The sequence below is a fragment of the Streptomyces melanogenes genome (assembly GCF_014649795.1).
Classification (GTDB): domain Bacteria; phylum Actinomycetota; class Actinomycetes; order Streptomycetales; family Streptomycetaceae; genus Streptomyces; species Streptomyces noboritoensis.
The window spans coordinates 18,199-31,094 of the sequence record NZ_BMTS01000020.1; the positions used below are offsets into that span (position 1 = coordinate 18,199).

Sequence of the window (12,896 nt, forward strand, 5' to 3'; positions counted from 1 at the left end):
AGATGGGGGTCCAGCGGTGGCGGAACAGGCGTTAGACGTACGGGACTTCGACGACGTCGTCGACTTCGTGACGCCCGTCGACAACGTGTTCGTGCGCGCCCACCTCGGGGTGCCGGACCTCGACCTCGACTCCTGGACCCTGTCCGTCGAAGGGCTCGTCGAGCGGCCGTTCCGACTGCGGCTCGACGACGTCCTCGCCCTGCCCGCCCGCCGGTTCACCGCCTTCCACGAGTGCTTCGGCAACCCGTTCGAGCCGGACGTGCCGACCCGGGCCGTGGCCAATCTGGTGTGGACCGGGTTCGACCTCGCCGCGCTCCTCGACCGGGCCGTGCCGCTCGCCTCCGCGCGGCACGTCTGGTTCGAGGGCGCGGACACCGGGGCGTTCGACGGCGAGGACGGGCTCTCGTACGTGAAGGACCTGCCCCTGGAGACCGCCCGGCGGGACGTCTTCCTCGCGTACGAGATGAACGGCGAGCCGCTCACCGTCCGGCACGGGCACCCGCTGCGGACCGTCGTGCCCCGGATGTTCGGCACGAACTCGGTGAAGTGGCTGACCCGGATCCTTCTGGCCGACGAACGGCCGGACCACATGTTCACCACGCGCTTCTACACCCGCGTCCATCCGGGAGAGCGGACCGCCCGGCCGGTGCGTTCGGTGGATGTGGGGAGCAAGATCCTCGGCCCCCAGGACGGTGACCAACTGTCGGGGGAGCGGGTGGAGTTGGTCGGTCGGGCCTGGAGTACGTGTGAAGTCGTCGCCGTCGATGTGAGCGTGGATGACGGGCCCTGGCGGCCCGCCGTCCTCGAACCCCTCGGGGACGATCCCGCCTGGCAGCCCTTCACCCTCGACCTGCGGCTCCCGCCCGGGCGCCACCGCATCCGGGCCCGCGCCACCGACCGCGACGGGCGCGTCCAGCCGCCGCCCGGTGTGCGCAACTCGATCCACGAGGTCACGGTCGGCGTCAGCGACGCGGCAGCGGGAGCGTGACCGGGCGTCCCGACGGGTGGCCCGTGTGCGGGCTCAGCTCGGTCACCGCGAGCGTGGTCGTCGTGGACGCGTAGAGGTACGTGCCCCGGGGGTGCACCGCGATGCCCGTGCAGTGCGGGACCGTGAAGCCCGGCAGCTGCTCGGGCGCGGTGTCCTGGGCGAGGAGGCCGTCGGGGGCGAGCGGGGTCCGGTACACCGCTCCCGTCTCCTCCTCGGCGAAGTAGACGCAGCTGGCCGCCGGGTGGACCGTGAGCGGGCCCGGAGCGGGGAGCGTCTGCCGGGTCAGCGACGGGCCGTCGGAGTCCGCCCGGCCGTCCGCGTTCAGAGCGAAGACGTTCAGGGCGCGGCCCTGGGGGTCGCTGACGTAGAGGTGGGTGCCGGCCGGGTGGACGGCCAGGCCCTTGTGGAGGGGGGCCGTGCCGCGTACCCAGAGCGTCGTCGTGCCGCCGTCGTCCGGTCTGCCGTCCTCGCGCAGCGGTACGCACGAGACTGCGGCCTTCTCGTCCCGGTTGGCCACGTAGAGGAGGGGGCGGGACGGGTGCGGCGCGACCGTGCCGCCCGGCTCGGCGGTGGTCGGGGTGTACACCTGCCAGCCGATGCCGCGGTTGGGTCTGCCGGTGGGGTCCAGGGGGTGCCACAGGAGTCGTCGGGCCGGGGGGTCGGTGGCGTACAGGCGGGTGCCGGTGCTGTCCGTTGCCAGGCCGTACGGCCTGATGCCCGGGGTCCATTCTGCGGGGGCCTCCGGGCGGCCGTCCTCGCCCAGGGGGACGCGGAGGATGCCGTGGGGTTCGCCCACGTACAGCCACGTGCCGTCGGGGTGGACTTGGAGCTCCGCCCGGACGTCTGTGTCCCACTGTTCCTCGTCCCGGCTCACTTGGTCTCCCGACGTCGTCGTGCGCCTGTGTCGTCACAGAGGTAGCGAGTGCGGCGGGGGGTCGGGGGGCAGCCGCGCGGCCGGGGTCACCCGGCCGGGTGTGAATCCCCCACCCCGCCCCTTCCCTAAAGCCCTCCGCCGGGCGGCTGGTTCTTCGGGTGCGGGCCGTCCCCAACTGGTCGCGCAGTTCCCCGCGCCCCTGGAGATGCCGCTGCGCGGCACTCCCCCGGGCGGGCTCTTCCGCGACCAAAACGCGGACCGGCGTGTGTATGTGGCATGGAAGTGCGTACGCTGCCTCGCTAGTTGGATGTCCTACTAAACGACTGGGGGCCGCCCATGAACGTCGCCGCCGCACCACCCGCCCTCGCCGCACGCGCAGCCTCCGTGGGGGCCTCGCCCGTGCGGGAGATCCTGGCGCTCACCGCTCGGCCCGAGGTCATCTCGTTCGCGGGTGGGTTGCCCGCGCCGGAGCTGTTCGACGTGGAGGGGATGGCCGAGGCGTTCGGCGCCGTGCTCGCGGGCGAGGGGCGGGCCGCGTTGCAGTACTCGACGACCGAGGGCGACCCGGGGCTGCGGGCCGCCACCGCCGCGCGGCTCACCGCGCGCGGACTGCCGACCAGGGCCGGGCAGCTGCTCGTCACCACCGGGTCGCAGCAGGGCCTCACCCTGCTCGCCGCGGCGCTCGTCGAGCCCGGGGACACCGTCCTCGTCGAGGACCCCTGCTACCTCGCCGCGCTCCAGGCCTTCGGGTTCGCGGGCGCCCGGATCGTCGCCGTGCCCTCGGACGCCGACGGACCCGACCCCGTGGCCCTCGACGAACTCGTCGCCCGGGAGCGGCCGAAGCTCTTCTACTCGGTGCCCACCTTCCAGAACCCGACCGGCCGCACCATGACCGCCGAGCGGCGCCGCGCCGTCGCCGAGGTCGCCGTCCGGCGCGGGCTGTGGGTGGTCGAGGACGACCCGTACGGAGAACTCCGCTACGAGGGCGAGAGCGTGCCGTGGATCTCCTCGTACGAGGGCGCCGCCGACCGTACCGTCCTCCTCGGCAGCTACTCGAAGATCATGGCTCCGGGGCTGCGGCTGGGCTGGCTGCGGGCGCCCGAGGCGCTGCTGCGGGCCTGCGGCATCGCCAAGCAGGCCGCCGACCTGCACACCCCGACCGTCAACCAGCTGGCCGCCGCCCGCTATCTGGCCGACCGCGACCTGGACGCGCACGTCGCCAAGGTGCGGGCGGCGTACGGCGAGCGTCGGGACGCGATGCTCGCCGGGCTCGCGGACGCGCTGCCCGAGGGCTCCTCGTGGAACCGGCCCGAGGGCGGCATGTTCCTGTGGGCGACGCTGGCGCCGGGAAGCGACGCGACCGCCTCCCTGAAGGAGGCGGTCGCCCACGACGTGGCGTACGTGCCCGGTGCCCCCTTCTTCGCGGGGACGCCCGACCCGGCCGCGCTGCGGCTGTGCTTCGTCACCTCGGCGCCGGACGAGATCGCGGAGGGGCTGCGGCGGCTGGGGCGGGCGCTGCGGGGCTGACGGCGTCGGCTACCAGGCGCTGATCGCGCCCATGTCCGACTGCCAGTAGGTGGCCATGGCCTGGGCGTCGACCACGCCGACCGGCTTGGCCAGCGAGGCGTAGGCCGAGCGGCCGACGGACTCCATGCCGACGGCGCCGCGGAAGTACACGACGACCTGGCTGGTCATGTACGGGTCGGTGCCGTCGGGCTCGCCCTGGGTGCGGATCATCGCGTACGCGGACTGGCCCGGGGCGAGCGTGACCACCGACTGCGGGATGGTGTCCTTGTCGACCGGGATCGGCGACTGGGCGTTGGAGAACTTCACGGCCGGGGCGTCGTAGGCGTTGCAGGTCGTCTTGCCGATGTTGGTCGCGGTCAGCAGGACGTGGTTGATCGGGCGGGAGACCACGGTCGCGGTCAGCTTCACGTTGGAGCCGGTGCAGGTGACGCGCTTGGACGAGCCCGAGCCGGACTGGCCGCCCGACTGCTTGCCGTTCGACTTGGCGGGCTTGGCGGTGCCGTGGCCGCCGCTGGTCGAACCGGACCCGCCGGACCCACCGGTGCCGCCGGAGGTGCCGCCCGTGCCGCCCGTCGTCCCGGCCGTGTCGCCGCCGGTCGTGGCGCCCTGGCCGCCGCCGTCCGTACCGGCGGTGGCGGGCGCCGAGGCGGACGGCTTCGACGCCGCCTTGTCCGACTCCTTCGAACCGGAGTCGCTGCCGCAGGCGCTGAGGGACAGCGCGGCGATGAGGGCGGTGGTCGCGGCGGCGGTGATGCGGAGGTTGGTGCGCATGGTGGATCGAGCTCCCCGTTGGGTCGGTGCGTGAGTGGTGCGTGCTGAGTAGGTGAGCGAGCGGGTCAGGCGTGAAGGCTGAGGACCAGTGCGACGACCGTGACCACCGAAGCGGCCAGCATCGCGGCGGCCATCGAGTCCGCCAGGTTGACCCGGATGCGGAATCGCATGGACTGCTCTCCCCCGGTGGTGCCGGTGTTGGCTGGTTGCTGCACTCACCTTGCGGGCCGGTCGGCGGCGATCGCAATCAGCAGGGGACAATGGGGGAAGCTGGAACGCGGAAACACGCTCTGACCTGGGGAAACTGCCTTCCCCTGGAACGCGTTTCCGGGACGGACAGGGGAGGGAAACGGCTCGTGGCTACGGCTGAGTCCGAGGATTTCGCGGCATTGCTCAGGGAGTTGAAGGACCGTTCCGGACGGAGTTACGGCGTCCTCGCCGGCAAGCTCCACGTGAGTACGTCGACGCTCCACCGGTACTGCAACGGCGACGCCGTGCCCAACGAATACGCCCCCATCGACCGGCTGGCCCGGCTCTGCGGGGCCACCCGGGAGGAGTCGGTCGAGCTCCACCGCCGGTGGATCCTGGCGGACGAGGCGCGCCGCCGGTCGCGGGGCGCGGCAGCGGCGGAAGCGGCGCGTCCGGCCGCGTCGGCCGGTCCCGACGAGAAGGAGTCGGGAGCGGGCCCCGCACCCGAGCCGGAGCCCCCGCTCGCGACCCCCGCCCCGGAACCCGAGCCCGAAGTCGTCTCCGTCGTCACCGACGCGGTCGCCCCGCGCCGTACGTCCCGTATCACCAAGCGCACCCGCCTCGTGCTCATCGGGGCCGCCGTCGTCGCGCTCGCCGTTCCGGCCGTGGCCGTCGCCGCGCTCTCCGGCGGGCCCGGGGACGACGGGGGCGGCAAGAGCTCGACCGTCGCCGACGCCCAGGAGACCGGGCGCACCCTCCCGAAGGGCACGCCCCCCAAGTCGCCCGCGCCCAGCCCCGACGCCTCCTCGGCGAGCCCGTCCGGCAGCGGCAGCCCGTCCGCCCGCACCCCGTCGGCGCCCGCGCCCCGCAAGCACGCCCCGCCCGCCGCCGACCCGATCGCCGTCGGCGTCAGCTCGTACCAGTGGGACGGGCCCTGCGGGAAGTTCTATCTGCTCGACCAGAAGCCGGGCTCGGTGCCGAAGCCGCCGTCCCCCGGGGAGAGCCGCCCCTGGGCGTCGCTGCTCGGCGGCGTCGACGGCGGCCACCTCACGCTCCAGCTCACCGCGACCGGCAAGACGGCCGAGTCGGTCGTCATCAACGCCGTGCACGTCCGGGTCGTGGACCGTGGGGCGCCGCTCGACTGGACCGCGTACTCGATGGGTTCGGGGTGCGGCGGCGCGGTCACCCCGGGCTTCTTCGACATCGACCTGGACGCGGCCCAGCCGCGCACCAAGCCGGTCGGCGGCCTGCAGGGCGAGGTGAAGGTGCCCGCCACGGACTTCCCGTACAAGGTGTCCACGACCGATCCGCAGGTGCTCAACCTCGATGTGCACACCGACGCGCACGACGTGACCTGGTACCTGGAGATCGACTGGAGCAGCGGCGACCGCTCCGGCAAGATCCCGGTCTACGACAACGGGAAGCCGTTCCACAGCAGCGCGATCAAGGGCCGCCCGGCGTACGAGTACCGGCTGGACACCAACGTGTGGGAGCGGCTCACCACGTGAGCCGCTCCCCGCACGGGGGTGGATCAGAGGCGCTCGGGCGTCCGGATGCCGAGCAGGGCCATGCCCTGGTGGAGCGTCCGGGCGGTCAGGTCGCACAGGAACAGCCGGTTCTCGACCTGCTCGGCCGCCTCGGCCTTGAGGACCGGGCACTGGTCGTAGAACGTCGTGTACAGCGACGCCAGCTGGTACAGGTACGCGGCCAGCTTGTGCGGCGCGTACTCGGCGGACGCCTCGTAGACCAGCTCGCCGAACGCGTCCAGGTGCAGGCCGAGGGCCCGCTCCGCCGGGGCGAGCGCGAGCTCCGGGTGGGCGGTCGGCCGGGCCTCGCCGGCCTTGCGCAGGATCGACTTGATCCGGGCGTACGCGTACTGGAGGTAGACCGACGTGTCGCCGTTCAGCGACACCATCTGGTCCAGGTCGAACTTGTAGTCGCGGTTCGCCGAGGTCGACAGGTCCGCGTACTTCACGGCGCCGATGCCGACGTACCGCCCGTTCTCGACGATCTCCTCCTCGGTCAGGCCCACCTTCTCGGCCTTCTCGCGCACGACCGCCGTGGCCCGCTCGACGGCCTCGTCGAGGAGGTCCTCCAGCTTGACCGTCTCGCCCTCACGGGTCTTGAACGGCTTGCCGTCCGCGCCGAGCACCGTGCCGTAGCCCATGTTGTGCGCGGTGACCTCGTCGCTGAGCCAGCCCGCCCGGCGGGCCGTCTCGAAGACCATCTTGAAGTGCAGCGACTGGCGTACGTCCACGACGTAGATCAGCGAGGTGGCGTGCAGGTCGCCGACGCGGTTGCGGATCGCCGAGAGGTCGGACGCCGCGTAGCCGAAGCCGCCGTCCGCCTTCTGCACGATCAGCGGCACCGGCTGGTCGTCCTTGCCGCGGATCTCGTCGAAGAAGACCACGAGCGCGCCCTCGGAGCGCACGGCGACGCCGGACTCCTCCAGGAGGCGGGCCGTCTCCGGCATCAGGTCGTTGTAGGCGGACTCGCCGACGATCTCCTCGTCCCGGACCTCCATGTCCAGCTTCTCGAAGACCGAGTAGAAGTAGACCTTCGACTCGTCCACGAACTGCTGCCACAGCTCCAGGGTCTCCTTGTCGCCCGACTGGAGGGCGACGACCCGCTTGCGCGCCCGCTCCTTGAACTCCTCGTCGGAGTCGAAGACCGCGCGCGAGGCCTTGTAGACCCGGTTCAGGTTCGACATGGCCTGCTCGCCGTCGACCTCGTCGGCCGGGGCCAGCTCGCCCGGGTTCTCGATCAGGTACTGGATGAGCATGCCGAACTGGGTGCCCCAGTCGCCGATGTGGTGGCGGCCGATCGTCTGCTCGCCGGTGAAGTCGAGCATGCCGCGCAGCGCGTCACCGATGACCGCCGAGCGCAGATGGCCGACGTGCATCTCCTTCGCCACGTTCGGCTGGGCGTAGTCGACGACCGTGACGCCCGGGTTCTCCTTCAGCGGCACGCCGAGCCGGTCGTCGGCGGCGCGGGCGGCCAGCGTCCGCGTGATCGCCCGGTCGGTGAGCGTGATGTTGAGGAAGCCGGGGCCCGAGACCTCGACGTCCTTGAGGACGTCACCGGCGTCCAGCGCGTCGGTGACCTTGGTCGCCAGCTCGCGCGGGTTGCCTTTGAGCTTCTTCGCGAGCGCCAGGATGCCGTTGGCCTGGAAGTCGGCCCGGTCGCTTCGTCGCAGCAGCGGGTCGGTGGAGCCGGCCTCCGGCAGGGCTGCCGAGAGGGCGTCCGCCAGGCGCTGCTGGACAGTGGAAGCGAGGGAAGGGACCGAAGCCATGGGTTCCGTTTCCTGTCGGTTGGCCGCTCATATCCGGATCTGCTCCGGGATGCGGGCGGGATGCGTTCAAGCCGATTCTCCCACGCGGGCGTCTTCCGTTTCTCCGGGAAAACCGCGCAACCCCGGAGGCGGTGGTTCCGTCTGGGACAATGGGCGGGCCAGCCTCTTCAAGGCGTACGAGAAAGAAGGACGTGCCGACCGTGGCTCAGAGCAGCACCGAGACCGACTGGGTCTCCCGTTTCGCGGACGAGGTCATTGCCGACTCGGAGCGTCGTGCGCCTGGCAAACCGGTCGTCGTCGCGTCCGGCCTGTCGCCCTCCGGCCCCATCCACCTGGGCAACCTCCGCGAGGTCATGACCCCGCACCTGGTCGCGGACGAGATCCGCCGGCGCGGGTACGAGGTCCGCCACCTGATCTCCTGGGACGACTACGACCGGTACCGCAAGGTGCCCAACGGCGTCCCCGGCATCGACGACTCGTGGGCCGAGCACATCGGCCGCCCGCTCACCTCGGTCCCGGCCCCGGCCGGCTCCGCGTACCCGAACTGGGCCGAGCACTTCAAGGCCGCGATGACCGAGGCCCTGGCCGAGCTCGGCGTCGAGTACGACGGGATCAGCCAGACGGAGCAGTACACCTCCGGCGCCTACCGCGAGCAGGTCCTGCACGCGATGAAGCACCGCGGCGACATCGACGCGATCCTGGAGCAGTACCGCACCAAGAAGGCCCCCGCCAAGAAGGGCCAGAAGCCGGTCGACGAGGCCGAGCTGGAGGCCGCCGAGGGCTCCGGCGCGGCCGCCGAGGACGACGGCACGGGCTCCGCGGGCTACTTCCCGTACAAGCCCTACTGCGGCGGCTGCAACAAGGACCTCACCACGGTCTCGGCCTACGACGACGCGACCACCGAGCTCACCTACACCTGCTCGGCCTGCGGCTTCTCCGAGACCGTCCGGCTCAGCGAGTTCAACCGCGGCAAGCTGGTCTGGAAGGTCGACTGGCCGATGCGCTGGGCGTACGAGGGCGTGATCTTCGAGCCGTCCGGCGTCGACCACTCGTCCCCGGGCTCCTCGTTCCAGGTCGGCGGCCAGATCGTGTCGATCTTCGGCGGCGAGCAGCCGATCGGCCCGATGTACGCGTTCGTCGGCATCAGCGGCATGGCCAAGATGTCGTCGTCCAAGGGCGGCGTGCCGACCCCGGCCGACGCGCTGAAGATCATGGAGCCGCAGCTGCTGCGCTGGCTGTACGCGCGCCGCAAGCCCAACCAGTCGTTCAAGATCGCCTTCGACCAGGAGATCCAGCGGCTGTACGACGAGTGGGACAAGCTGGAGGCCAAGGTCGCCGACGGCAGCGTGCTGCCCGCCGACGCCGCGGCCTACGCGCGTGCCGCCCGCACCGCCGCCGGCGAGCTGCCGCGCACCCCGCGCCCCATGCCGTACCGCACGCTCGCCTCGGTCGTCGACATCACCGCCGGCCACGACGAGCAGACCGTCCGCATCCTCAGCGACCTGGACCCGGCGAACCCGCTGGCGTCCCTGGACGAGGTGCGGCCGCGGCTCGACAAGGCCGAGGCGTGGATCAACACGCAGGTGCCCGCCGACCAGCGGACCGTGGTGCGCGAGGAGCCCGACACCGAGCTGCTCGCCACCCTCGACGACCAGGCCCGCGAGTCGCTGCGGCTGCTCGTGGACGGCCTCGACGACCACTGGTCGCTCGACGGCCTGACCCACCTGGTCTACGGCGTGCCGAAGGTGCAGGCCGGGTTCTCCGCGGACGCCACGCCCAAGGAGCTGCCGCCGGAGATCAAGACCGCCCAGCGGACCTTCTTCGCGCTCCTCTACCACCTGCTGGTAGGCCGCGACACGGGCCCGCGCCTGCCCACGCTGCTGCTTGCCGTGGGCGCGGACCGGGTTCGCAAGCTGCTGGCGGCCTAGCCGCCGCACGCGGGAGAGGGGCTCGGGGCATTCGCCCCGGGCCCCTTTTGCCTAGGGGCGCGGGGAACTGCGCGACCAGTTGGGGACGGCCCGCAGACAAAGGCCGGGCTACGCGATGTGGTCCGCCTCCAGCTCCGCGTGGTACCGCGCCTTGAACTCCGGCATGAGGCGCCGCAGCAACGCCGCCCCCCGCGGATGCGTCACCCCGTGCCCGTCCGCGAGGTGTATCTCCAGCGCCTCGACGTTCGGATAGTCGCTGAGCTCGTTCACGTACTCGACGAAGACCTTGTACGCCATGTCCGCGAACACGGAGTCCTCCGGCTGCCACGACTCCTCGGCCACCGGCGGCGCCCCGTGCGTCAGGTGCTGCTCGGGCGCGCTGCCCAGCGGACGGGTGCGGCCCGGGCCCGCCGGGACCATCACCGGGGTCGGCTCCAGTCCCTCGACGTACTGCGGGTCGTACGTGCCCTCGTACGCCTCCGGGCCCAGCTGCTGCGCGGCGAACCAGGGGCTCTCCACGGGCTCGGCCTCGGCCTGCGGCTGCTCCTCGGCCTGTACGGGCGCGGGCGCGGGCACCGGCTCGGGTTGGGGAGCGGGCGTGGGCGCGGCCGGGAGCTCGACCGGCTGGGGCGTCGCGCTCACCATGGGCGTGACCGGCGGGGCCGTGGGCAGCAGGGTGGGCTCGATGCCCGCGGCGGCGAGGCCGGCGGGGCCGGTGTCGGCGAGCGGGACGCCGAACTTGGCCAGGCGCAGCGGCATCAGGGATTCGACGGGCGCCTTGCGGCGCCAGGCGCGGCCGTAGCGGGCCTGGAGGCGGGCGCGGTAGACGAGGCGGTCCTGTTCGAGCTTGATGACCTGCTCGTAGGAGCGCAGTTCCCACAGCTTCATACGGCGCCACAGGCGGAAGGTGGGCACGGGGGAGAGCAGCCAGCGGGTGAGGCGGACGCCTTCCATGTGCTTGTCGGCGGTGATGTCCGCGATGCGGCCGACCGCGTGGCGGGCGGCTTCGACGGCGACGACGAACAGGACCGGGATGACGGCGTGCATGCCGACGCCGAGCGGGTCGGGCCAGGCGGCCGCGCCGTTGAAGGCGATGGTCGCGGCCGTCAGCAGCCAGGCGGTCTGGCGCAGCAGCGGGAAGGGGATGCGGATCCAGGTCAGCAGCAGGTCGAGCGCGAGGAGCACACAGATGCCCGCGTCGATGCCTATCGGGAAGACGAGGGAGAAGGTTCCGAAACCTTTCTTCTCCGCGAGGGCGCGCACCGCCGCGTAAGAACCCGCGAACCCGATCCCGGCAATGATCACCGCACCCGCGACCACCACCCCGATGAGTATGCGATGCGTGCGCGTCAGCTGCGTCGCGGCCACCCGCGATCCCCCTCCGTCGTCGACAACCGGCGCGCAAAGCCTGGCACATGAACACGGAGTCCCGCCCATGGGGGAGGGCAGGACTCCGTATCGAGCCCGGCTCGTTACCGGCCGCTGCTGAAACCGGTCGCCGCTACTGCTTGGCGCCGTTGGCCGTGACCACCGAGGCCACCGCCTCCTTGGCCGCGCCCTGCGCGTCCTTCATCAGATCCCCGGCGTCCGGCGCGTCCGCGCCCTGGTAGCCGGCGCCGTTGTAGTCGAGCACGACCACCGCGTTCGCCGTACGGGCCACGATCACCGCGTACTTGAAGTCCTCGTCGGTCTTGTGCAGGTCGTAGCTGACCGCCGTCGCCTCGTCGCCGATGCCGCTGACCGGCGTCGCCTTCACGTTCTTGGCGCCGTCCGTCGCCTTCGTCGCGGCGAGCAGACGCGCGTACTCCTTCGCCGCGCGCTGGTCGCCGCTGCCGATCGCCGCGTCCGAGCCGTACCGCTTGAACGAGACGTCCAGCCAGCGGTACTGCGAGCCCTTCACGCCCTTGTCGTCCAGGCCGTTCCACGAGCAGGTGCCCTGCGAGGCCACGTCCGTCGACTTGCCCGCCGTGCCCGACTTCGACTTCGCCTTCGGCACCAGGTCGTCGATCGTCTTCTCCGCCAGCGCCTTGCACGGGTCCGGCAGCTTGGCGTACTTCGCCGGGGCCACCGACGGCGACTGGGACTGCTTGCCGCTCGGCGTGGCGGCCGAGGACGAGGACCCCGAGTCCTTCTTCTTCTCGTCGCCGCCGGAGTCCGACGAGCAGCCGACGGCGACGAGCATCACGGGGACGGCGGCGCAGGCGAGCACACGGGCGAGCCGCGTGCGCGGGGCGGTGGCGGGGGCGGGTCGGTGCATGGTTCTACGCGTTCCTTCGCTGGTCGCTGCTGGCTGGTCGCTCATGGGGTCGCTCGGACGGCCCGGCGGGCTCAGTCGCCGAAGAGCTCGGCGAGCTTGGCCGCCAGGGCCTGGGTCTTCTCCTGGAGTTCCTGGCTGTCGGGGGCGGTCGCGCTCGGGGAGCTCGGCTGTTCCGTGTACTCCACGGTCACGATCACATTGGACGTACGGAAGACCACCGTCACGGTACGGCGCTGGGCGGCCGAACCGCTCGCCGTGAGCGCGTCGTCCAGGTACGCGGCGTCGCCGAGCCCGGTGAGGATGCGCGGCTTGAGCCCGTCGGGGGTGGTGGCGGGCGGGCCGGAGGAGGCGGGCGGGGTGGTGGGGGAGGCGGCCTGGTTCTGGACGCGCAGCCCGGAGGGCTTGCCGCTCGGGGTGCCGGACGGGGTCCCGGACTTGCCGGTTCCGCCGCCGCCGGGGCGGGAGGTGTCCTTGCCGCCGTCCTTCGCGGTGGGCAGCTTGGCGGCCGACTCCTTCTTCCCGTAGACGGCCTTCGCCCGGTCGTCGTCGCTGACGGCGGGGTCGTACGACACGACCCGCTCGAAGTCGACGTACAGCCGGCGCACCGCGTCCGGCGCCTCGTCCTTCCAGCGGCAGCCCACCCGCCGGTCCGTGTCGTACGTGAGCTCCGCGGCCCCCGCGTACGCCTTCGCCTTCTGGTCGTCCGCAAGCTCGGCGGCGCCCGGCAGCATGTCCTTGAGGACGCCCTTGTTCACGGCACGGCACGGCTCGGGCAGCGTGCGGTACCGGCCGGGCGGCGCGGCGGCCGCCTTGGGTACGCCCGCCTTGGAGTCCGTGGCGGTGCCGTCGGTGCCGGATCCCGAGGAGCAGCCCGCGACGAGCACCACGAGGAGCGCCACACCCGGCACGTACGCCTTTCGCTGCACGGTTCCCAGGCTCCTTTCGGGAGAAAAGCGGTTGCCGCCGGAAGGCGGCGGCTGGACACAATGTCTATCGCACGCGCTGCCGTGAACGCCGGTCCACTGTCCTGTTTGTGGTCTTTGGTGACGGTTTTTGCGCACCAGGCGCAT

10 protein-coding genes are annotated in these 12,896 nt (G+C 72.1%); 4 read left to right on the top strand and 6 right to left on the bottom strand.

Features of this window, described 5'->3' with window-relative positions; all coding sequences use genetic code 11:
• Nucleotides 1–16: 16 nt before the first annotated feature.
• Nucleotides 17–988 (top strand): molybdopterin-dependent oxidoreductase, encoded by a 972-nt coding sequence (locus IE252_RS32925; RefSeq protein WP_190093111.1) that lies wholly within the window; start codon nucleotides 17–19, stop codon nucleotides 986–988.
• Here IE252_RS32925 and IE252_RS32930 read toward each other — a convergent pair.
• A complete protein-coding gene (locus IE252_RS32930) occupies nucleotides 963–1,862 on the bottom strand; it encodes a lactonase family protein (protein WP_190093112.1) in 900 nt (299 codons plus the stop codon). The two genes, IE252_RS32925 and IE252_RS32930, sit on opposite strands and share 26 nt — an antisense overlap.
• A 336-nt stretch (nucleotides 1,863–2,198) precedes the next feature.
• Between IE252_RS32930 and IE252_RS32935 the strand changes: the two genes are divergently transcribed.
• Complete coding sequence (locus IE252_RS32935; RefSeq protein ID WP_190093113.1) at nucleotides 2,199–3,389, top strand: aminotransferase-like domain-containing protein; 1,191 nt, start codon at nucleotides 2,199–2,201, stop codon at nucleotides 3,387–3,389.
• 9 nt (nucleotides 3,390–3,398) lie between these two features.
• Here IE252_RS32935 and IE252_RS32940 read toward each other — a convergent pair whose 3' ends face one another.
• Nucleotides 3,399–4,160 (bottom strand): DUF4232 domain-containing protein, encoded by a 762-nt coding sequence (locus IE252_RS32940; RefSeq protein WP_190093114.1) that lies wholly within the window; start codon nucleotides 4,158–4,160, stop codon nucleotides 3,399–3,401.
• A gap of 356 nt (nucleotides 4,161–4,516) precedes the next feature.
• Between IE252_RS32940 and IE252_RS32945 the strand changes: the two genes are divergently transcribed.
• Nucleotides 4,517–5,857 (top strand): helix-turn-helix domain-containing protein, encoded by a 1,341-nt coding sequence (locus IE252_RS32945; RefSeq protein ID WP_190093115.1) that lies wholly within the window; start codon nucleotides 4,517–4,519, stop codon nucleotides 5,855–5,857.
• Between the two features lie 23 nt (nucleotides 5,858–5,880).
• On the opposite strand, the gene argS is transcribed toward IE252_RS32945, so the two are convergent.
• The gene (argS, locus tag IE252_RS32950; protein WP_190093116.1) at nucleotides 5,881–7,641 is read right to left on the bottom strand and encodes an arginine--tRNA ligase; all 1,761 of its coding nucleotides are present in this window, start codon (nucleotides 7,639–7,641) and stop codon (nucleotides 5,881–5,883) included.
• A 191-nt stretch (nucleotides 7,642–7,832) separates the two neighbouring features.
• On the opposite strand from argS, the gene lysS reads away from it, so the two are divergent.
• Nucleotides 7,833–9,569, top strand: coding sequence for a lysine--tRNA ligase (lysS, locus tag IE252_RS32955; RefSeq protein WP_190093117.1), 1,737 nt, complete (start codon nucleotides 7,833–7,835; stop codon nucleotides 9,567–9,569).
• Nucleotides 9,570–9,677: 108 nt separating this feature from the next.
• On the opposite strand, the gene IE252_RS32960 is transcribed toward lysS, so the two are convergent.
• The 3 genes from IE252_RS32960 to IE252_RS32970 all read right to left on the bottom strand — a co-directional run bounded on the left by IE252_RS32960 (nucleotide 9,678) and on the right by IE252_RS32970 (nucleotide 12,752).
• Nucleotides 9,678–10,937 (bottom strand): DUF2637 domain-containing protein, encoded by a 1,260-nt coding sequence (locus IE252_RS32960; protein ID WP_190093118.1) that lies wholly within the window; start codon nucleotides 10,935–10,937, stop codon nucleotides 9,678–9,680.
• A gap of 133 nt (nucleotides 10,938–11,070) precedes the next feature.
• A complete protein-coding gene (locus IE252_RS32965) occupies nucleotides 11,071–11,826 on the bottom strand; it encodes a DUF3558 family protein (protein ID WP_190093119.1) in 756 nt (251 codons plus the stop codon).
• Between the two features lie 71 nt (nucleotides 11,827–11,897).
• Nucleotides 11,898–12,752, bottom strand: coding sequence for a DUF3558 domain-containing protein (locus tag IE252_RS32970; protein ID WP_190093120.1), 855 nt, complete (start codon nucleotides 12,750–12,752; stop codon nucleotides 11,898–11,900).
• Nucleotides 12,753–12,896 lie beyond the last annotated feature (144 nt).